This window comes from Cronobacter sp. HA18006 (assembly GCF_011605445.1).
In the GTDB taxonomy this organism is placed as follows: Bacteria; Pseudomonadota; Gammaproteobacteria; order Enterobacterales; family Enterobacteriaceae; genus Cronobacter; species Cronobacter sakazakii.
This window is the reverse complement of record NZ_JAANQB010000024.1, coordinates 105,800-125,587: the sequence shown is the minus strand read 5'-3', so window position 1 is coordinate 125,587 and position 19,788 is coordinate 105,800. Positions and strand designations below refer to the sequence as shown.

Here is a 19,788-nt window from a genome sequence, read left to right as displayed (position 1 = left end):
CTTTTACTTTTCGTCGCGAAGGCCGAGCCTTTTCACCAGGCCCGCCGCTCCTTCTTCGCTGATGAGTTCGCTCAGGCGCGCCTGCTCCTGAGGGCTCAGCATCTCCAGCGTGCGAATAAACTGTGCCATCATCTCGTTATCCCAGGTCACGTAGGGCGCAGGGGTCTCTTCAATGCGGTTATAAAGATGCGCGGAATAGCGCAGCTTATCGGTAGCAAGGAAATAGTCATACACCTGCTGCGTGATAAGAATTAACAGCGCGCCGCCTTTACGCCCTTTAAGCGGAATGCGCTTCCAGCCATACTTTCGCGCCCAGCGGCTGATGGCCTGGGCCGTGTAGCCTGACAGCTCGCCCAGTTCTCCCGCTGTCATCCAGCGTGTAAATTGGTTCATGCGTTAATCCGTATGGCGAATATCCAGACGCTGCAACAGTCCGGCTATGCCTTCGCGCAGCAGTAACGAGGTCAGCTGTTTTTGCTCTGACTGACTCATCTCTCGCAATGAATTTAGCAGCAGATTTTCCAGCGGCGCGTCGACCGTGGCTGTGTAAGGGGCCACGTTGTCAGAGACGCGGCGGGCGCTGCGGATAAATGACAGCACCTCTTCATCAATATGAATAACGCGCGCTTTACCGCCCTGCACGCCTGGCTTCGGCGATGTATGCCAGCCTTCTCTACGCACCCACTTATTGATCGTCTGGCGGCTATATCCGGTATAGTGCGCCAGCTCGTCCGGGGTCATTCGATCCTTGACCATGACTAATCCTTACAAAATGTAAACCTGTTAGTAGTTAATCGTACAAGAACACAGTACATGAAACTGTGACGTGAATAACTACAGCGTATCGGGAGAACCGCGTTTTTGGAACCTTTTTGCTGCCTTTTTCGGCACTTGAAAGGCAAAGATGAATTTGGCGTTGACACTGTCCGGTGGAATTCTTATTATCCCGCCCGTCAACGCGACAAGGTGTTCCGACGGGGCTATAGCTCAGCTGGGAGAGCGCTTGCATGGCATGCAAGAGGTCAGCGGTTCGATCCCGCTTAGCTCCACCAAACCTACATCCCATCAGGTTTGGTCAGTAACACTAAAATCTCGTGGGGCTATAGCTCAGCTGGGAGAGCGCTTGCATGGCATGCAAGAGGTCAGCGGTTCGATCCCGCTTAGCTCCACCAAAATTGAAACCCTCGCTTAATAGCGGGGGTTTTTGCTTTCAGGATCTTGCGCGCGGTTCGCCACTGACGGCTCGTGCTTTGTTCTCTGCCATTTCCTTGCCAGCCCGTCGAAAGGTTTTTATTATTAGAGTCTGTACGACACGCCGCCCTGATGCCTGAGAAGCTCCCTATGAATGCTCGCTACGGTTTGCGTAAGTCAGGCATCGCGTTATTGCTCTGCGTCCTGCTGTTGCCGCTAGCGCGCCTGTTATCTCCCAAAGCCATTATCGATGGCGCGGGAATATATTTAACGTTTTTACCGCTAAGCCTGATGCTGGCGATGATTTATCTTTTCGGTCGCTATGCATTATTTCCTCTGGTCATCACTTTTTTATTTTTTTATGGCTGGTTTTTCCCGTTAAATAGCCAACAACTGCTGGCGTTTATCGCGAGTTTTTTATTACCGGTGATTCTGACTTGCGCTATTCTTCGCGCGTTAAAAGGCCCGCGCTGGCGCTTTGCGCTCTCCCGTCACAGTACCGGGCTGCGGCTGTTTCTGCCCGGTCTGTTAGCCCCTTGTCTGATAAAGTTTTTAATGATGTTTTCAGGCTACTGGCTTGATTATCCAGAGGTTATTTCATCTTACTTTGGTGAAAGCACCTCGTTTTATAGTGTTGTCACCGTGCAGGGGTTAATGGCGGCCTCGGTAATTTTTGTCGATATTTTTTATTATCCCGTTCGTATGGCGTTAAGCCCGGCTTTTGCGCGGGCTTTCTGGCATCGTTGCGTTATTCCGCTGCTGGCACCTGAAAAGAAAGTGCTGGCCGCAGGGTGGTTTGCGGGCGTCTTCATTCTGCTGATACTCTTCCTGTTGCCCTTTAAACTATTTTTGATTTCGATCTATACGCTGCCAGTCATCTTTGTTTTATTTACCGCCGGAATTTTCCTTATTGGGCCGGTGTTAATTACGCTGTTGTGGTCTTTTTCATTGTTATTATTACTGGGCAGCAGCAGCAACTTTTTACCGGCTGAAAAAAACGGCTTTTTACTGGCGTTTATGCTGTCTGGCTTTATCGCATTTACGGTTTCAATGCGTTTCATGACGGTCATTTTTAACAAGAGTGAATGGATGAAACGGCAGTACCGTATGCTCGCCTTGACCGACCCGCTTACCCGCCTGCCGAACCTGCGTGCGCTGGAGCGGCACCTGCAAGGCATCTCCGGGGGCGCGCTCTGCTGCCTGCGCGTCGCTAATCTTGAGTTTCTGAGCCGCCACTATGGCCTCATGATGCGCATTCAGTGCAAAAAAGAGGTCACGACGCTGCTGCTGCCCTGGCTTAACACCGGTGAGAAAGTCTTTCAGTTGCCCGACAGCGACCTGCTCATTTATCTGGCAGGCCCGGAGCCGCAGAGCCGGTTGCGCCACCTGGTGGATTTGCTGAACAGCAAACGTATTCAGTGGAATGGCGCGCAGCTTGAGCTCGACTATAGCGCCGCCTGGGCACCCGTGCCTCGGGCACAGACACCAGAAGAGCTCTACCGCACCATTGGGCAACTCAGTTATCTGGCAGAGGTTGCTGGCCCCGGCGATCCGGTCGTGGCGCTGGAGAGCCGCAGTCAGGGGCTTTCCGGGCAAACCAGCGAGCCGGTGCTTATGCTGCAGAAAGTCAAACAGGCGCTTTCAGAAGGGGGCGTTACGCTGTTTGCACAACCGATACAAAACGCACAAGGCGAGGGGTATGCCGAGATCCTGGCGCGCCTTGAGTGCGATGGCGAACTCATCATGCCCGCCAAATTTATTCCTCTTATCACCCGCTTTAATCTCAGCGCGCGTTTCGATATGCAGGTGCTTGAGAAACTCCTTATTTACCTGCATACCCACCCGCAAACGCGTCCTGGCGCGCGCTTCTCCGTGAACCTGATGCCCTTAACGCTGGAACAGCAGGGCATCGCTCAACAGGCTATCGCACTGTTTGAGCGCTACCGGGTGCCCATCAGCGCGGTGATCCTGGAGGTAACAGAAGAGCAGGCGCTCTCGGGGTCGGAAAACACCGTTCAAAATATTGCGCTGTTGCAGGCGCGAGGGTTTTGCATCGCCATTGATGATTTTGGGACCGGTTACGCTAACTTCGAGCGGCTTAAAAATTTACAGGCTGACATTATTAAAATCGACGGCTATTTTATACGTAACGTGGTGAGCAATACCTTTGACGCGCTGGTGGTGAAATCGATTTGCGATCTGGCGAAAGCGCGTTCGCTGACTGTCGTGGCAGAGTTTGTGGAAACGCCAGCGCAGCGCGATCTGCTGTTTGCGCTTGGCGTGGAATACATTCAGGGCTATCTGCCGGGGCGGCCAGAACGGCTTGAGCGCGAGGCATAAAAAAACCGGGGCTTGCCCCGGTTTTTAAGTATCGTTTTGATTACAGCACGAGTGCGGCGATGGACGCAGAGAGCACGCTCACAAGCGTAGAGCCGTACACCAGCTTCAGGCCAAAGCGGGAAACCACGTTGCCCTGCTCTTCGTTCAGGCCTTTGATAGCGCCGGCGATGATGCCGATAGAAGAGAAGTTAGCGAACGACACCAGGAATACCGACAGAATGCCTTCCGCGCGCGGAGAAATCGTGCCTGCCAGTTTCTGCAAATCCATCATCGCGACGAATTCGTTGGAGACCAGTTTGGTCGCCATAATACTGCCGACCTGCAGCGCTTCGTTAGCCGGCACGCCCATCACCCAGGCAACCGGGTAGAAGATGTAGCCCAGAATACCCTGGAAGGAGATGCCCAGCACTGCGGCGAACAGCGCGTTCAGACCAGAAATCAGCGCGATAAAGCCAATCAGCATCGCGGCTACGATAATCGCCACTTTGAAACCTGCCAGAATGTACTCGCCCAGCATTTCGAAGAAGCTCTGCCCTTCATGCAGGTTAGACATCTGCAAATCTTCTTCATTCTCAACGCGGTACGGGTTGATGATGGAGAGGACGATAAAGGTGCTGAACATATTCAGGATCAGCGCCGCCACCACGTACTGCGGTTTCAGCATGGTCATGTACGCGCCGACGATAGACATGGACACCGTGGACATCGCAGTTGCGGCCATGGTGTACATACGGTTGCGTGACATTTTGCCGAGAATATCCTTATAGGCGATAAAGTTTTCTGATTGTCCCAGAATCAGCGAGCTTACCGCGTTAAAGGATTCCAGTTTACCCATACCGTTCACTTTAGAGAGAACCGTACCGATAGCCCGGATAACAATCGGCAGTACGCGAATGTGTTGCAGAATACCGATTAACGCAGAGATAAAGACGATAGGGCAAAGCACTTTCAGGAAGAAGAATGCCAGACCTTCATCGTTCATTTTGCCGAAGACAAAGTTTGTCCCTTCATTAGCAAAGCCGAGCAGTTTTTCAAACATATCGGCAAAGCCTTTAACAAAGCCCAGGCCAATATTTGAATTAAGGAAGAACCAGGCCAGCAGCACTTCAAGCACCAGCAGCAGGCCAATATAAGGCAGACGAATTTTTTTGCGGTCATGACTGACCAGCAAAGCAAGCAGCGCTACAACGGCGAGCGCCAAAACGAAATGAAGAACGCGGGACATATTTGCTCCAAATATGAGGCAGGTTTAATTTCCGTGCACATTCTATGCAACAACCATTTAGAAAACGAGATCTGCAACACACTATAGTTACGTCATGTGACCAAACGCTAAAAGAGTGATCAAACATACAAAAATGTTATGTTGCGTAAAGCAGTGAAAGGTTATCTTTTGCTGCTACACTTTTAACATACGTGGGCGCACGGCAAAGAATTTTCCGCGTATTCCTCGATCTTAACCCACCTTTCATTGATTTCAGCTATCAGAGCCATTAAGGATTGTCCGGTTTAATGAACTTGATAATCATTCTCATTTTGGTAGCATGAAACATAGCAAAGGCTATATTTCAGAGGCAGAGCATGAACCACACTCGCGTTGAGCAAAATCGTGGCCGTACAGCGCGGAAGTTAAGGCTGGCGCTGATGGGGCCAGCTTTCATCGCTGCCATTGGCTATATCGATCCGGGTAACTTTGCGACCAATATTCAGGCAGGCGCGAGCTTTGGCTATCAGCTGTTGTGGGTCGTCGTCTGGGCGAACCTGATGGCGATGCTGATTCAGGTGCTCTCGGCCAAGCTTGGCATCGCGACGGGCAAAAATCTCGCCGAGCAAATTCGCGATCACTATCCGCGCCCGGTTGTCTGGTTTTACTGGGTGCAGGCGGAGATCATCGCGATGGCGACCGATCTCGCGGAATTTATTGGCGCGGCGATAGGCTTTAAACTCATTCTTGGCGTATCGCTTCTGCAGGGCGCGGTACTGACGGGTATCGCCACGTTTCTGATCCTGATGCTGCAAAAGCGCGGGCAAAAGCCGCTTGAGAAAGTCATCGGCGGGCTGCTGCTGTTTGTGGCGGCGGCCTATATCGTCGAGCTTTTCTTCTCGCAGCCGAAACTGGCGGAACTCGGTAAAGGGATGCTGATCCCAAGCCTGCCGACGTCCGAAGCGGTGTTCCTGGCCGCAGGCGTGCTGGGTGCGACTATAATGCCGCACGTTATCTATCTGCACTCGTCGCTCACGCAAAACCTGCATGACGGCTCGCGCAAAGAGCGCTACTCGGCGACCAAATGGGACGTGGCGATTGCCATGACCATCGCCGGTTTTGTGAATCTGGCGATGATGGCGACCGCGGCGGCGGCGTTTCACTTCAGCGGACACACCAAAGTGGCGGAGCTTGATCAGGCGTACCTGACACTCGAACCGCTGCTGAGCCACGCGGCAGCAACCATTTTTGGTTTAAGTCTGGTGGCGGCGGGTCTCTCTTCCACAGTGGTGGGCACGCTGGCAGGGCAGGTAGTGATGCAGGGGTTTGTACGCTTCAGTATTCCGCTCTGGGTGCGCCGCGCGGTCACCATGGCACCGTCGTTTATTGTCATTCTGATGGGCCTTGATCCGACGCGTATTCTGGTGATGAGCCAGGTGCTGCTGAGCTTTGGTATCGCGCTGGCGCTGGTGCCGCTGCTCTTTTTTACCAGCAACAAAACGTTGATGGGCGAGCTGGTGAACACGCCGTGGGTAAAACGTACAGGCTGGGCGATTGTCGTACTGGTGGTGGCACTCAATATCTGGCTGCTGGTGGGCACGGCGCTCGGGTTATAACGACGTAAAAAAGGCAGGCGCTAAGCCTGCCTTTTTGTGATGTAGCGTGTGAAATCAGTGGTGATGACCATGGCCGCGGCCATGTTTACCCCAGCCGCGACGGTCATCGCGATCGTTCCAGCCTTCACGATAGCCGCGTTCATACGCCCGGCGGTCATCCCAGCCGCGATGTTTATCCCATCCGCGGTGCAGGCCATTGTCATGACGCCACCAGCGGTCGCCGCGCCACTCATAATGGTTACGCCAGTAGTCGCGGTCGCGCCAGCGGCCGCCGTCCCAGTAGTTACCGTAATTGTCGCGATCGCCAATTTGTAATTTGATGGATGGCAACAGGGTGATTTCACCAGCGCTGGCGATAAGCGGCGCGGTGCCCGCCAGTAACGCTGCTGCAAGAATCAGTGACCTGAACATACTTATCTCCTTCACGATCGGGGCCGTAGTGGCCTGTTGCAGTAATATTACGGACCTGTAAATCCCTGCAGCATCGCTCCGACTCTGAAAACAGGTATGACCGCACTTTTTGCTAAAGCAGTGTCACCTGATGCACTATGCGAGTATCGCCTCGATTGCCTGCCGTTCTTCGGCGGAAAAGCCCCGGTTTGCGAGCATTCCCACCGCATCGTCTATCTGGCTGGTCTTGCTGGCACCAATCAACACTGACGTCACTTTCTCATCGCGCAACACCCAGGCGAGCGCCATCTGTGACAGTTTCTGCCCACGCTGTAGGGCGAGATCGTTCAGCTTGCGCACTTTATCGAGTTTCTCAGGCGTGATCTGATCCGGGTTCAGGAAGCGGCTGCCGCTGGCGGCGCGAGAATCTGCCGGAATGCCGTTCAGGTAACGGTCCGTCAGTTGCCCGCCAGCCAGCGGCGAGAAGGCGATACTGCCGACGCCTTTTTCCTGCAAGAGATCCAACAGGCCATCCTCTACCCAGCGCTCAAACATCGAATATTTGGGTTGATGGATAATGCACGGCGTGCCGAGCTGGGCCAGCAGATCGATAGCCTCGCGTGCGCGGTCTGCCGGGTAGTTAGAGATGCCGACATACAGCGCTTTACCCTGACGCACGATATGGTCCAGCGCGCGCATGGTTTCTTCGAGCGGCGTCTCCGGGTCCGGGCGGTGGTGATAGAAAATATCGACATATTCAAGGCCCATGCGCTTCAGGCTCTGGTCAAGGCTCGAAATCAGATATTTGCGCGAGCCCCAGTCGCCGTAAGGGCCGTCCCACATCGTGTAGCCCGCTTTGGTGGAGATAATCAGCTCGTCGCGGTACGGCAGAAAATCCTCTTTCAGGAGGCGACCAAAATGGCTTTCGGCGGAGCCCGGCGGCGGCCCGTAATTATTGGCGAGATCAAAATGGGTAATGCCGAGATCAAACGACCGGCGCAGCAACTGGCGGCTGGTCTCGACCAGCGTAGCGTCGCCAAAGTTATGCCACAGGCCGAGAGAAATGGCCGGGAGCTTCAGGCCGCTGCGTCCGCAACGGCGGTATTCCATAGTGGCGTAGCGCGCCGGATCTGCCTGATAAACCATGCTTCTTCACCTCTGTATGTGGTTACTGCCCTGTGTAATTATCGAATTGAGTGACTCACCCGTACCGCAAGTGTATACGCTTACACTCAACGCGAAAGCTGACAGCCTACACGCCCGACGCGCGTAAATCTTGCTTGCCACCGCTTTTTGCTGCCGCATTCTGGACAGCGATCACACTTCATTAATACTCACTACAGGTCCCTGAAAAAGGATGGCAAAAATGCCAGCTCACTATTGTATTGCCGATTATCTGTTGGATCGTCTGGCAGGATGTGGTGTTAAGCACCTGTTTGGCGTGCCCGGAGATTACAATCTGCTGTTCCTCGATAACGTCATTGCCCACCCGCGTATTACCTGGGTCGGCTGCGCGAATGAGCTTAACGGCGCTTATGCCGCCGACGGGTACGCCCGCTGCAACGGCATCGGCGCGCTGCTGACGACCTATGGCGTTGGCGAACTCAGCGCGCTCAACGCGATTGCCGGTAGTTACGCTGAGACGGTGCCGGTGCTGCATATCGTCGGCGCGCCGTGTCAGTCGGCACAGCGTAAGGGCGAAGTGCTGCACCACACGCTGGGCGATGGCGATTTCCATCACTTTATGCGCATCGCCCGCGAAGTGACCGCAGCCCAGGGCTGGCTGACGCCCGCGAACGCCTGCAGCGAAATTGACAGGGTGATTGCTGAAATGCTGCGTACCCGCCGCCCCGGATATCTGGTGCTGCCCACCGATGTGGCAAGTGCGCCGGCGGTTGCGCCTGTAAACGCTATCACCGTGCCACGCCCGCAGGGCGACGACGCGCAGCTGGCCGCATTTCGTGAGGCGGCGCAGGCGCGGTTCGCCAGCGCCGGACGCGTGGCGTTGCTGGCGGATTTTCTGGCCCAGCGCTTCGGCGTGCAAAACGCGCTGCATCAGTGGCTGGACGACACGCCGATGCCGCACAGTTCGTTGCTGATGGGCAAAGGTGTGCTGGATGAAACCAAACCCGGTTTCACCGGGACTTACAGCGGCGCGGCGAGCGATCCGGCGGTCTGTCAGGCCATTGAAGAGGCGGATCTCGTTATCTGCGTCGGCGTGCAGTTCGCCGATACGATCACCGCCGGGTTTACCCAGCGTCTGACGCGCGATCAGACCATCGACATCCAGCCCTGGGCGACGCGCGTAGGCGACCGCTGGTTCAGCGGGATCGCGATGGATCAGGCGGTAGCGATTCTGCATGACATCGCCAGACGCCACAGTGCGCGCCTGCCGCCGCCGGACGTTGCGCCGCCTGTAGCCAAACCCACCACCGCAGGCGCGCTTAACCAGCAAAACTTCTGGCCGCTGATTGAGGCGTTTTTACAGCCGGGCGACATCATCGCCGTCGATCAGGGTACCGCCGCGTTTGGTGCCGCCGCGCTGCGTCTGCCCGCTGGCTGTGATTTCCTGGTGCAGCCGCTCTGGGGCTCGATAGGCTACGCCTTGCCTGCTGCGTTCGGCGCGCAGACGGCCTGCCCGAACCGCCGCGTGGTGCTGATCACCGGTGATGGCGCGGCGCAGCTCTCCATCCAGGAAATGGGTTCTATGCTGCGCGATGGTCAGGCGCCGGTGGTTATCGTGCTCAATAACGACGGCTACACGGTAGAGCGCGCCATCCACGGCGCGACGCAGCGTTATAACGACATCGCCCCGTGGCAGTGGACGAAACTGCCGCACGCGCTGCATGCCGACAGCCAGGCGCAAAGCTGGCGCGTCAGCGACGCGGCGCAACTCAAAGAGGTGCTGGAGCGTCTCTCGCGGCCCGAGCGGTTGTCGTTAATTGAGGTGATGCTGCCGCGCGACGATGTGCCGCCGCTGCTCGACGCCGTCAGCCGTGCGCTGGAGGCCCGCAACGGCGCACAGGACGAATAAGCGCCTTTCGGTACAGAAGATGCTGAAACGTTCAAGGTAATCTGTGATGTAAGTCTCTAAACGCGGGGCACTTATGCTATGGTCATTGTTGTTCAGGCGCCGTGAATTTAGAGTGTGCCAAGATTATTTTGTATTTAGCGGAGCAGCAACAGAATGACCAAATATGCTTTGGTGGGAGACGTAGGCGGCACCAACGCACGCTTAGCGCTGTGCGACGTAGACAGCGGCGAGATACTCAAGGCGAAAACCTATTCCGGCCTTGATTATCCGAGCCTGGAAGCGGTGGTGCGGGTGTATCTGGAAGAGCATAACGTCACGGTGACGGATGGCTGTATCGCCATCGCGTGTCCGATTACCGGCGACTGGGTGGCGATGACCAACCACGTCTGGGCGTTTTCTGTCGCCGAAATGAAAAAGAATCTCGGCTTCGATCATCTGGAAATTATTAACGATTTCACCGCCGTTTCTATGGCGATCCCAATGCTCAAAACCGACCATCTGATCCAGTTTGGCGGCGGCGAACCGCAGCCCAATAAACCGATCGCCGTTTATGGCGCGGGCACCGGGCTTGGCGTCGCGCACCTCGTGCATGTGGATAAACGCTGGGTCAGCCTGCCGGGCGAGGGCGGTCACGTCGATTTCGCGCCGAACAGCGAAGAAGAAGCGATTATCCTTGAACAGCTGCGCGCCGAAGTCGGGCACGTCTCCGCCGAGCGTGTGCTTTCAGGGCCGGGGCTCGTGAATCTCTATCGCGCGATTGTTAAAGCCGATGGCCGTCTGCCGGATAATTTGCGTCCGAAAGACATCACTGAACGCGCACTGGATGACAGCTGCACCGACTGCCGTCGCGCGCTGTCGCTCTTCTGCGTCATCATGGGCCGTTTCGGCGGCAACCTGGCGCTGACGCTCGGCACTTTCGGCGGCGTCTATATCGCAGGCGGTATCGTGCCGCGCTTCCTGGATTTCTTCACCTCCAGCGGTTTCCGCGGCGGGTTTGAAGATAAAGGCCGCTTTAAAGCGTACGTGCAGGATATTCCGGTCTATCTGATTGTTCACGACCAGCCGGGGCTGCTCGGCGCGGGCGCGCATCTGCGCCAGACGCTCGGACAGATCCTCTGAGAAAAAAGGCGCCACGCGGCGCCTTTTCTTTTTCCCTCACAGCCGCATCAGCTGGCGGAATGCTTTTACCCGGCTGCGGCTCACCGGCACCTGAAAATCGAGATCGCGCAGGCGCAGCACGTAAGTGTTGTTAAACCACGGCTCAATCTCGCGGATCTTATTGAGATTCACGCAGTAGGAGCGGTGGCAGCGGAAGAAATGCGCCTCCGGCAGACGGCTGCAAAACTCGGTGATATTCATCGGCATCACATACGCTTCTTTGCGCGTATAGACGAACGTCATCTTCTCGTGCGCTTCGGCATAATAGATATCGTTAATATCGGTAACGATAATCCGCTCATCCTTGATGAGATTAATGGTCGCGTTCTCACGCCCGGCGGGAGCGGCGGCGTGCGGCGCGCTCTGCTGCGCAAAGGCGGCTTCCAGCTTTTGCAGCATGCCGATAATGCGCGACTCCTGATACGGTTTCAGAATGTAGTCAAAAGCTTCCAGTTCGAACGCTTCTACCGCGTGCTCTTTCCAGGCGGTGATAAACACGATAAACGGCTTGCGGGCGAATTTACTGATGTTCTGCGCCAGCAGCACCCCATCCAGCGACGGGATATTGATATCGAGAAAAATGGCGTCCACATCGTGCTGCTGCAGATATTTCAGCACATCCAGCCCGTCTTCGAACGTGGCGACCACGTCCATCTGGCTGTGCGTTTTAATCAGCCAGTTCAGCTCCTGCTGCGCGAGGACTTCATCCTCAACGATAATGACTTTCATCGCATTCTCTCTCTACAACAACATCGCGGCGTCAGGGCGCGGCGGTTGATTGGGCACGTAAAACGCAATCTCGGTGCCTGGCTCCAGGCGGCGAATGTGCAGCCCTTCGCCATATAACAGCTTCACGCGGTGATGTACGTTAACCAGCCCGATTTTATTGACCGGCATCTCGTTGGTATCCAGCTGTTCGATAATGTGTGGGTCGATGCCGTGGCCGGTATCCCGCACCGCGATCCGCACCCGGCTGCCGCTTTGCGCAATGCTAATCGTCACCACGCCTTTGCCGCGGCAAGGCTGGATGCCATGCACGATAGCGTTCTCCACCAGCGGCTGAATAAGCAGGCTGGCGACGCGGCAGTTCACTTCGTCGTCGATATCGTAAATCACGGTTAGCTTGTCGCCGAAGCGCGCCTGCTCGATCGCTATATAATCCTTAATCTGGTACAGCTCTTTTTTGATATCGATTTGCTCGTCGTCGTTCAGTTCGATGTTATAGCGCAGGTAGCGCGAGAGATTAAAAATCAGCTGGCGCGCGGTGTCCGGGTTCAGGCGGATCGACGAAGAAATGGCGTTCAGCGCGTTAAACAGAAAATGCGGGTTAATTTTGCTCTGCAGCGCGCGCAGCTCCGCTTTATTCGCCATCTCGCGTAACTGCTCGGCGCGCGACACCTCAAGCTGTGTGGAGATAATCTGCGACAGGCCGATGGCCATCTCCTGCAACGACGAGGTGATTTGATGCGCGTGGCAGTAGTAGATTTTCAGCGTTCCGGTGACGACGCCTTTCTCCCACAGCGGGATCACCAGCATGGAGTGGATCTCCGGCGTGCGGTGGGCTTCGTCGTTATTTTTGATAATGATTTTACCGTAGCGGAGAGCCTGCTGCGTGGTGGGGCTTAGCGCGTCGCTGTTATCCTGATAGTTATGCTCGCCGACGCCGACATAGGCCTGCACCTTTTCGGTATTGGTGATGGCGACCGCGTCGGCGTTGATATCGCGGCGGATAATATCGCACACCTGGCGCAGGGATTCGCTGTTCACATGGCGAAACAGCGGCAGCGTTTTGTTGGCGATATCCAGGGCCAGTTTGGCCTGACGCGCGGCGCTGGCCTCTTTCTCGCCCTCAACGCTTCGCACCAGCAGCACGATAAAGCCAATGGACACAGTGCCTAAAATCATCGGCACGCCAATTTTCGAGACGATATCCAGCCCGAGCGCCGTGGTTGGCGCCCAGACCACCACCAGAATCATGGTCAGCGTTTCGCACAGCATGCCGCCGAGAATACCGGCGCGCCAGTGCTGCGCTTTCGGCACCCGGCGGCTGATAAAGCCGGAGATCACACCCGCGACGATGCTGGTGATAAAACAGGGAATGGCGGTGATGCCGCCGATATCAATCAGGTAACGGTGCAGCCCGGCGATAACGCCGGTAATGATGCCGACCCACGGGCCGAAAAGAATACCGCCGGACATCACGGCGATAATGCGCACGTTCACCAGCGAGCCTTCCACCGGCACGCCGGACCACGTACTGAACAGCGCGAACATCGAAAAGATCGCGGTGACAGCCAGCAACTCTTTCGGCGTGTGGGCGCTCTTATGCAGCAGCTCGCGGAACAGCCGCAGGCGAATCAGGAAAAAGAGGCAAATCAGCATTAGCGCCGCGCGGTCGAAGACCGCCAGCAGCATGTCGAAAATCTCGTGCACGGAAAACCCGAAGTCTGGCAGGAAAGCGCACATGATAGAAAACCTGACGGCCCTTGACCAGCCGCCAGGTGTTGCCGGTTATGCGCCTTTGAGCTGTTCGTGTCCGACAGGGGTCAGATCCGCTTCGGTGGCGCGTCCGCTGAAATCGATTTCGAAATCATCCGGCGCGAAGTCCGGCGGCGAACGGCCTTCCACAAACGCCGGCCACTGGCGCTTCAGGTAGGCGTCGTTCTTCTCACACCACGGCGCGGCGGCGATATACATCACGTTGCTGTCAAACTCGCCCTGATGTTCGTTTTCCACCGCGTGAATAACGTCGCAGTGCCAGAAGACGGTATCGCCCGGCTCCATATCGGGAATTGAGGAAATCCCGGTCAGTAAAAGGGGATGCCAGCGTTCGTTAATGGATAACGCGCGGCCAGGCTTTGCCTCGCACAGCGAATCCTCCGGCACGTCGTCCTGTAATGCGCGCAGCAGGATATACGCCATCGCGTTAGCGACTGGCAGCAGTGTGAGCGTACCGCCGTGCTTGCGCTGCTCGGAGAGCGCCGTCCAGCCCTGAAAGGTACGGAACATCGAGCAGACGGCAGGTGAGGGGATCTCCCGCGCCTCGACGCGACCCTCGGCTTCAAACGGGTTGTAGCGCTGCCACTCGCCGCTAAAGACGTGACGGTAAACGTGACGGAAATTCTCATCAAGCCAGCGCTCCACCGAGCCGCCGTCGACATGCGGCGACAGGCCAAGCGACGACGAGCGCGGCGGTCGGCGGCGGGTGCGGTCGGCGTACGTCACCACGCGATTCGGGTCGAAATGCTGTTTGCCGTGGCTTTCCGTCTGCCAGAGATTATTGAGAAACACCTGCGCGGCTTTCATATGCTCGTGCTGGCGCGCCTCGACCTGCGGCTTAGACCAGTAAATGCCGTAAATTTGCGGCTTACTGTCAGCAAGCGTGCCGAAATAGTTATCTTCCGCCGCGTTCTTGAGCTTTTCGACAAAATCGTTGCGCTCCAGGTAATCGCCAATCTCCTGATTCCAGGCGCGCGCCTGGTTTTCCGGGAAGACGCCTTTAATCACGCAGCAGCCGCGCTCGCGGATGCGGGCTTTCTGCGCGTCGCTGATGCGGCCATTAATGATGTCGTCGGCATGGATCTGCGGTACCGGGCTTTCGCCGCGCGCGGTTTCGCTTTTGATGGTGTCAATCTGGCGCGCGATATCGGCTTCCAGTTCGGCAAACACGGCCTGATAGTTCGGCAGCGCCGCACGTAGCTGCTGTTTTATCCCGCGGATAGCGGTGGGAAGATCGGGAATGTGCAGGGTCATAGCGTGTACTCCGGCAATCGGGAACAGGGGTTATAGTTTTGTTACGTCGAAGTTAATATAGCTACGCATCATCAAATAAAACAGGGTTAACTTTCAAATGAAAGTTCCCGTTTTTTTGTTCCGTAAATTATTTTTGCGATTGCCTCTCGACAGCAGAAAATTTTCCAGGCTATGTTCTTAAAGCCGCATCAGCGGCAGCGTCGCTCGGACGGTCCGGGCGCTTACGTCACATCGAGGAACCTATGGCTGACTTCAGTCCCAAACGCCGTTTTTCGCGTATCGAACGCCTTCCCCCTTACGTTTTTAACATCACCGCTGAGCTAAAAATGGCTGCGCGTCGGCGCGGCGAAGATATTATCGATTTCAGCATGGGCAACCCGGACGGCCCCACGCCGCCGCATATCGTCGAAAAACTCTGCACCGTGGCCCAGCGCCCGGATACGCACGGCTACTCCACCTCGCGCGGCATTCCGCGCCTGCGCCGCGCCATTTCGCGATGGTATCAGGAGCGCTACGAGGTGGAGATCGATCCGGAAACCGAAGCCATCGTCACCATCGGGTCGAAAGAGGGGCTGGCGCACCTGATGCTCGCCACGCTCGATCACGGCGACACGGTGCTGGTGCCGAACCCAAGCTACCCGATCCACATCTACGGTGCGGTGATTGCCGGCGCGCAGGTGCGTTCGGTGCCGCTGGTGGAGGGCGTGGATTTCTTCAACGAGCTGGAGCGCGCGATTCGCGAAAGCTATCCGAAGCCGAAAATGATGATTTTAGGCTTCCCGTCGAACCCGACGGCGCAGTGCGTGGAGCTGGAATTTTTCGAGAAAGTCGTGGCGCTGGCGAAGCGCTATGACGTGCTGGTGGTACACGATCTGGCTTACGCCGATATCGTCTATGACGGCTGGAAAGCGCCGTCCATCATGCAGGTGCCGGGCGCGCGCGATGTCGCCGTGGAATTTTTTACGCTCTCGAAAAGCTACAATATGGCGGGCTGGCGCATCGGCTTTATGGTCGGCAATCAGGAGCTCGTCAGCGCGCTGGCGCGTATCAAAAGTTATCACGATTACGGCACCTTTACGCCGCTCCAGGTGGCGGCCATCGCCGCGCTGGAAGGCGATCAGCAGTGCGTGCGCGATATCGCTGAGCAGTATAAACGCCGCCGCGACGTGCTGGTGAAAGGGCTGCACGAGGCTGGCTGGATGGTCGAATGCCCGAAAGCCTCGATGTATGTCTGGGCGAAAATCCCGGAGCCTTACGCGGCGATGGGCTCGCTGGAATTTGCCAAAAAGCTGCTGCAGGACGCGAAAGTCTGCGTGTCGCCGGGGATTGGTTTTGGCGACTACGGGGACACCCACGTGCGTTTCGCGCTGATTGAAAACCGCGATCGCATTCGCCAGGCGGTGCGCGGCATTAAAGCGATGTTCCGCGCCGACGGGCTGTTACCGGCAAGCGCGAAGAGCGCCGCGGCGCAGGACGCCGAATAAAAAAACAGGAGCCAGTGGCTCCTGTTTTTTTTACTCAGGTGTTTTACTAAATCATCAGGGCAAACGTGCCGGCCCACAACAGTAAAATCACCGATACGCCCATAAAGAAATATTTCACGTTACATCGCTCCGCATGTCTTAAAACACGCCTGAATCAATACGCAAGGTCACAGTATACAAAGTTGACGCCGCAGCCGAATCACTTTGGGACTATTCCCCAATCCGGCTGCCGCTCTCTAAAATCGTGCGCGTCAAATGACGTCAGCGGGCGCTAATGTAATCCTTTATTTCAGAGGTGACAAGCGACGCGCGGGCTCGTTAAAAGAAATTTTTTCATTCTGCTTTTTTCCTTAAAAAACAATTAAAAAGAAATTAATTACGGGGCGTAACTCCCGCTTCCAGGCGCTTGCCAGCAGCTTCGCTGACTGCCATTCTGGAAGGGGTAAAAACAGGAGCATGTATGAAAATCAGCAAGGCAAATGCGGAACATTATCTGTGGGGCGGCGACTGCGATGGCTGGCATCTGGTCAAAAACCAAAACCTTAGCGTTATCCACGAGCGGATGCCCGTCGGGCGGGCGGAACAGCGCCACTATCACGAGCAGTCGCGCCAGTGCTTTTTTGTGCTGAGCGGCGTGCTGACAATGGCGCTGAACGGCGAGCGCGTCACGCTTACGGCAGGCGAAGCGATAGAAATTCCGCCGCTGGCACCGCACCAGGCGCGTAACGACGGGCAGGAGGCGGTGGAGTTTCTGGTTATCTCCCAGCCGACCACGCGGGGCGACCGGGTGGATCTCACAACCAGCCCGAACGTTTAAGCTTCCAGTAAAGCAAATAACAGACGGCAATGGTGCCGCCGATGGTTACCGGGTAGCCGAACGCCGAGCGTATCTCCGGCATATTTTCAAAGTTCATGCCGTACATGCTGAAGATGACCGTCGGCACCACCAGGATCGCCCCCCAGCCTGCGAGCTTTTTCACCACCTCGTTTTGCTGCACCGTCACCAGCGCCAGATTCACATGCATGGCGCTGGTCAGCATTTCACGCATATCCTCGGCATCCATCACCACGTGATGCGCGTGATCCTGCACGTCGCGCAGGTAAGGGCGCAGCGTTTTCGGCACGATATCTTCATGCAGGCGAATCAACTGGTTGCAGATTTCATCCACCGGCAGCGCGGCGTTACGGATAGCCAGCAACTGACGGCGCAGCGTATAAACCTGTTGCACCGCCTGCTTGTCGAACTCGGTGCGGAACATCGTGTTTTCCATCTCGCCGATGCGGCTGGTAAGAGACGAGGTGATTTCCAGATAGTTATCGACGATAAAATCGAGCAGGCAGTAGAGCGCGTAGCCCGGCCCAATGGCCAGCATGTCGGGCTTTTCCTCGGCGCGGGCGCGGATGGGCGCATAGCTTTCGGAGGCACCGTGGCGCACCGTTATCAGAAAGTTTTTGCCGATGAACAGGTGTGTTTCGCCAAATTCAATCTGCTCCTGGCGGTTCATCCATGCCGTTTTCACCACCATAAACAGCGATTCGCCATACTGTTCGATTTTCGGGCGCTGATGGGCGGTGAGCGCATCTTCGATGGCGAGTTCGTGCAGGCCGAACTCCTGCTGGATGATATGCATAAACGGCGCGTCGGGCTGCCACAACCCCAGCCAGATAAAGGCGTCAGGATCTTCAATCGCTTCGCTGATATCTTCGAGGTTAATCACTTCCGGCTTTTTGTCGCGCCGGTACACCATACTGTTAACAATCATTTTCTCATCCCTGGCGGTACGCTTATCGGGTAACTATAAACACCGCGCGTGCCGTCTTCCTCTTTTTCGCGTCAATTCAGGCGATTCTGGCGCTCAGAACATCTCCACCAGGCGGCGCACCGACGGCGAGCGCTCAAACTTACGCCAGGCCAGCGCGATATCGGTTTTCAGCGTCTGATCGCTTAACCGGTGGAACGTTACCTCCGGGTGCCCGATGCACTGCATCGAGACAGGCACTAGCGCGAAGCCAAACCCGGCCGCCACCATGCTGAGTGAGGAAGAGAGCTGCGACGCCTGCTGGCTGTCGGCAGGCGCGAGCCCCGCGCGCAGGCAGGCGTTAAACACCAGTTCATAGAGCCCCGGTGCCACTTCATGCGGGAAGAGTACCAGCGGTGTGCCGACCAGCTCGCTCAGCGCTACTTCATCACGCTCGCTCAGAGGATGGCTGCGGTGCAGCGCGGCCACCATCGGCTCCACGTCAATCAGACGCAGGTTAAACGCTTTGCTGCTCTCACACGGCAGGCGGACAAACGCGGCGTCCAGCAACCCTTCCTGCAAATCGTGCATCAGCGAGGCCATATTCGCCTCCTGTTGCAGCAACGTAATCGCCGGATAGCGGTGCTGAAATTCATGCAGCAGGGAGAAAATACGCGGATGAAAAGCATTAGAACTGCTGATGCCGACCGACAGCGTGCCGTTAACGCCGCGCGCGATGCCGCGGGTTTTCTCCAGCGCCGCGTCGCTAAGCGCCAGTATCTGGCACGCGTCCTGATAAAAGGCCTCGCCGGCCTCGGTAAGTTCCACGCCGCGCGTCAGGCGACGCAGCAGCGGCGTGCCCACTTCGCGCTCAAGGCGCTGGATCTGCTGGCTGAGCGGCGGCTGAGATATACCCAGTAATTCAGCGGCACGGGTGAAGTGTCGCGTCTGGGCTACCGCCACGAAATAACGCAAATATCGAAGTTCCATATCAAATACGACTCAAACCGGGATGCTTTCTATATTGGAACCCTGCGCTGAATCGCGTCAACATTTGATTAATCTTTCTTACGAAATATGAGTGAGGATCAGTGCGATGAGCCATGCAACCGATTGTTCTTGCGAGGAAAGCTTGCTGGAAACCGTGCGGGCGCTGCGGGAAAAAGATACAGAATGTGTGATATATCAAACATCCATGATGAGCGCATTGCTCAGTGGGGTTTACGAAGGAAATACCACCATTGCTGATCTCCTGACCAAAGGCGATTTTGGCCTTGGCACCTTTAACGAACTGGACGGCGAATTAATTGCCTTCAGCCATGAGGTTCACCAGCTGCGCGCCGACGGCAGCGCCCGTAAAGCGCAGCCCGACCAGAAAACACCGTTCGCGGTAATGACCTGGTTTAAACCGCATTACCGCCAGCGCTTTGACCGGCCGATGAGCCGCCAGCAAATCCACGACGTGATCGACCGCCAGGTGCCGTCCGACAACGTCTTCTGCGCGCTGCGCATTGACGGCCACTTCCGCCATGCCCACACCCGCACGGTGCCGCGCCAGACGCCGCCGTACCGCGCGATGACCGATGTGCTGGACGACCAGCCGGTGTTCCGCTTCGACGGCCGCGACGGCGTGTTAGTCGGGTTTCGCACGCCGCAGCATATGCAGGGCATTAACGTCGCGGGCTACCACGAACATTTCATCACCGACGATCGTCAGGGCGGCGGACATCTGCTCGACTACCAGTTAGAGCATGGCGTTCTCACCTTCGGGGAGATCCACAAACTGATGATCGATCTGCCGTCGGACCCGGCGTTCCTCAACGCCAACCTGCATCCCGACAATCTTGATGCGGCCATCCGCTCGGTTGAAAACTAACAG

At 56.4% G+C, this 19,788-nt stretch carries 17 protein-coding genes and 2 tRNA genes; 9 read left to right on the top strand and 10 right to left on the bottom strand.

Annotated features, from left to right (window positions below):
• Nucleotides 1-3: 3 nt before the first annotated feature.
• Together G9X48_RS18595 and G9X48_RS18590 are read right to left on the bottom strand one after the other, a co-directional pair.
• Complete coding sequence (locus G9X48_RS18595; protein ID WP_004388523.1) at nucleotides 4-393, bottom strand: YfeC-like transcriptional regulator; 390 nt, start codon at nucleotides 391-393, stop codon at nucleotides 4-6.
• Nucleotides 394-396: 3 nt separating this feature from the next.
• Entirely contained in the window at nucleotides 397-756 is a 360-nt protein-coding gene (locus G9X48_RS18590) for a YfeC-like transcriptional regulator (RefSeq protein ID WP_004388524.1), read from the bottom strand.
• A 220-nt stretch (nucleotides 757-976) separates the two neighbouring features.
• Between G9X48_RS18590 and G9X48_RS18585 the strand changes: the two genes are divergently transcribed.
• The 3 genes from G9X48_RS18585 (at nucleotide 977) to G9X48_RS18575 (ending at nucleotide 3,531) form a co-directional block, all read left to right on the top strand.
• Nucleotides 977-1,052: transfer RNA gene (locus G9X48_RS18585), tRNA-Ala, on the top strand.
• Between the two features lie 44 nt (nucleotides 1,053-1,096).
• Nucleotides 1,097-1,172, top strand: a tRNA-Ala gene (locus tag G9X48_RS18580).
• A gap of 169 nt (nucleotides 1,173-1,341) precedes the next feature.
• The gene (locus tag G9X48_RS18575; protein WP_007869783.1) at nucleotides 1,342-3,531 is read left to right on the top strand and encodes an EAL domain-containing protein; all 2,190 of its coding nucleotides are present in this window, start codon (nucleotides 1,342-1,344) and stop codon (nucleotides 3,529-3,531) included.
• A 40-nt stretch (nucleotides 3,532-3,571) separates the two neighbouring features.
• Here G9X48_RS18575 and G9X48_RS18570 read toward each other — a convergent pair whose 3' ends face one another.
• On the bottom strand, nucleotides 3,572-4,756 hold the full coding sequence (locus G9X48_RS18570; protein WP_007851542.1) for a NupC/NupG family nucleoside CNT transporter: 1,185 nt from the start codon (nucleotides 4,754-4,756) through the stop codon (nucleotides 3,572-3,574).
• A 356-nt stretch (nucleotides 4,757-5,112) separates the two neighbouring features.
• On the opposite strand from G9X48_RS18570, the gene G9X48_RS18565 reads away from it, so the two are divergent.
• The gene (locus tag G9X48_RS18565) at nucleotides 5,113-6,351 is read left to right on the top strand and encodes an Nramp family divalent metal transporter (protein ID WP_007869776.1); all 1,239 of its coding nucleotides are present in this window, start codon (nucleotides 5,113-5,115) and stop codon (nucleotides 6,349-6,351) included.
• A 54-nt stretch (nucleotides 6,352-6,405) separates the two neighbouring features.
• On the opposite strand, the gene G9X48_RS18560 is transcribed toward G9X48_RS18565, so the two are convergent.
• Together G9X48_RS18560 and mgrA are read right to left on the bottom strand one after the other, a co-directional pair.
• Entirely contained in the window at nucleotides 6,406-6,762 is a 357-nt protein-coding gene (locus G9X48_RS18560; RefSeq protein WP_004388528.1) for a DUF2502 domain-containing protein, read from the bottom strand.
• Between the two features lie 135 nt (nucleotides 6,763-6,897).
• Nucleotides 6,898-7,887 (bottom strand): L-glyceraldehyde 3-phosphate reductase, encoded by a 990-nt coding sequence (gene mgrA / locus G9X48_RS18555; RefSeq protein WP_007869775.1) that lies wholly within the window; start codon nucleotides 7,885-7,887, stop codon nucleotides 6,898-6,900.
• Between the two features lie 220 nt (nucleotides 7,888-8,107).
• Here mgrA and G9X48_RS18550 point away from each other — a divergent pair, with 220 nt between their 5' ends.
• Both G9X48_RS18550 and glk read left to right on the top strand, forming a co-directional pair.
• Nucleotides 8,108-9,775: a thiamine pyrophosphate-binding protein gene (locus tag G9X48_RS18550; RefSeq protein WP_038879914.1), complete on the top strand. Its 1,668-nt coding sequence runs from the start codon at nucleotides 8,108-8,110 to the stop codon at nucleotides 9,773-9,775.
• A gap of 153 nt (nucleotides 9,776-9,928) precedes the next feature.
• Nucleotides 9,929-10,894, top strand: coding sequence for a glucokinase (gene glk, locus G9X48_RS18545; RefSeq protein WP_032988693.1), 966 nt, complete (start codon nucleotides 9,929-9,931; stop codon nucleotides 10,892-10,894).
• 36 nt (nucleotides 10,895-10,930) lie between these two features.
• On the opposite strand, the gene G9X48_RS18540 is transcribed toward glk, so the two are convergent.
• From G9X48_RS18540 to G9X48_RS18530, 3 genes are all read right to left on the bottom strand, one after another.
• Nucleotides 10,931-11,662: a LytTR family DNA-binding domain-containing protein gene (locus G9X48_RS18540; protein ID WP_004388532.1), complete on the bottom strand. Its 732-nt coding sequence runs from the start codon at nucleotides 11,660-11,662 to the stop codon at nucleotides 10,931-10,933.
• A gap of 12 nt (nucleotides 11,663-11,674) precedes the next feature.
• A complete protein-coding gene (locus G9X48_RS18535) occupies nucleotides 11,675-13,366 on the bottom strand; it encodes a sensor histidine kinase (RefSeq protein ID WP_087601199.1) in 1,692 nt (563 codons plus the stop codon).
• A gap of 78 nt (nucleotides 13,367-13,444) precedes the next feature.
• Nucleotides 13,445-14,686, bottom strand: coding sequence for a DUF1479 domain-containing protein (locus G9X48_RS18530; RefSeq protein WP_038879919.1), 1,242 nt, complete (start codon nucleotides 14,684-14,686; stop codon nucleotides 13,445-13,447).
• 242 nt (nucleotides 14,687-14,928) lie between these two features.
• Here G9X48_RS18530 and alaC point away from each other — a divergent pair, with 242 nt between their 5' ends.
• Together alaC and G9X48_RS18515 are read left to right on the top strand one after the other, a co-directional pair.
• Nucleotides 14,929-16,170 (top strand): alanine transaminase, encoded by a 1,242-nt coding sequence (alaC, locus tag G9X48_RS18525; protein WP_004388535.1) that lies wholly within the window; start codon nucleotides 14,929-14,931, stop codon nucleotides 16,168-16,170.
• A gap of 460 nt (nucleotides 16,171-16,630) precedes the next feature.
• A complete protein-coding gene (locus G9X48_RS18515) occupies nucleotides 16,631-16,987 on the top strand; it encodes a cupin domain-containing protein (RefSeq protein WP_038879921.1) in 357 nt (118 codons plus the stop codon).
• Here the strand turns inward: G9X48_RS18515 and G9X48_RS18510 are convergent.
• Both G9X48_RS18510 and G9X48_RS18505 read right to left on the bottom strand, forming a co-directional pair.
• A complete protein-coding gene (locus G9X48_RS18510) occupies nucleotides 16,965-17,933 on the bottom strand; it encodes a magnesium and cobalt transport protein CorA (RefSeq protein WP_004388537.1) in 969 nt (322 codons plus the stop codon). The genes G9X48_RS18515 and G9X48_RS18510 overlap by 23 nt on opposite strands.
• Nucleotides 17,934-18,026: 93 nt before the next feature.
• Nucleotides 18,027-18,899, bottom strand: coding sequence for a LysR family transcriptional regulator (locus tag G9X48_RS18505; RefSeq protein ID WP_032968337.1), 873 nt, complete (start codon nucleotides 18,897-18,899; stop codon nucleotides 18,027-18,029).
• Between the two features lie 106 nt (nucleotides 18,900-19,005).
• Here G9X48_RS18505 and budA point away from each other — a divergent pair, with 106 nt between their 5' ends.
• Nucleotides 19,006-19,785, top strand: coding sequence for an acetolactate decarboxylase (budA, locus tag G9X48_RS18500; protein WP_004388539.1), 780 nt, complete (start codon nucleotides 19,006-19,008; stop codon nucleotides 19,783-19,785).
• Nucleotides 19,786-19,788 lie beyond the last annotated feature (3 nt).

Coding starts and splice junctions, on each gene's coding strand:
- G9X48_RS18515 (WP_038879921.1), top strand. CDS start 16,631: ATGAAAATCAGCAAGGCAAATGCGGAACATTATCTGTGGGGCGGCGAC.
- G9X48_RS18570 (WP_007851542.1), bottom strand. CDS start 4,756: ATGTCCCGCGTTCTTCATTTCGTTTTGGCGCTCGCCGTTGTAGCGCTG.
- G9X48_RS18530 (WP_038879919.1), bottom strand. CDS start 14,686: ATGACCCTGCACATTCCCGATCTTCCCACCGCTATCCGCGGGATAAAA.
- G9X48_RS18505 (WP_032968337.1), bottom strand. CDS start 18,899: ATGGAACTTCGATATTTGCGTTATTTCGTGGCGGTAGCCCAGACGCGA.
- G9X48_RS18590 (WP_004388524.1), bottom strand. CDS start 756: ATGGTCAAGGATCGAATGACCCCGGACGAGCTGGCGCACTATACCGGA.
- alaC (WP_004388535.1), top strand. CDS start 14,929: ATGGCTGACTTCAGTCCCAAACGCCGTTTTTCGCGTATCGAACGCCTT.
- G9X48_RS18550 (WP_038879914.1), top strand. CDS start 8,108: ATGCCAGCTCACTATTGTATTGCCGATTATCTGTTGGATCGTCTGGCA.
- G9X48_RS18565 (WP_007869776.1), top strand. CDS start 5,113: ATGAACCACACTCGCGTTGAGCAAAATCGTGGCCGTACAGCGCGGAAG.
- budA (WP_004388539.1), top strand. CDS start 19,006: ATGAGCCATGCAACCGATTGTTCTTGCGAGGAAAGCTTGCTGGAAACC.
- G9X48_RS18575 (WP_007869783.1), top strand. CDS start 1,342: ATGAATGCTCGCTACGGTTTGCGTAAGTCAGGCATCGCGTTATTGCTC.
- G9X48_RS18560 (WP_004388528.1), bottom strand. CDS start 6,762: ATGTTCAGGTCACTGATTCTTGCAGCAGCGTTACTGGCGGGCACCGCG.
- G9X48_RS18595 (WP_004388523.1), bottom strand. CDS start 393: ATGAACCAATTTACACGCTGGATGACAGCGGGAGAACTGGGCGAGCTG.
- glk (WP_032988693.1), top strand. CDS start 9,929: ATGACCAAATATGCTTTGGTGGGAGACGTAGGCGGCACCAACGCACGC.
- G9X48_RS18540 (WP_004388532.1), bottom strand. CDS start 11,662: ATGAAAGTCATTATCGTTGAGGATGAAGTCCTCGCGCAGCAGGAGCTG.
- G9X48_RS18510 (WP_004388537.1), bottom strand. CDS start 17,933: ATGATTGTTAACAGTATGGTGTACCGGCGCGACAAAAAGCCGGAAGTG.
- mgrA (WP_007869775.1), bottom strand. CDS start 7,887: ATGGTTTATCAGGCAGATCCGGCGCGCTACGCCACTATGGAATACCGC.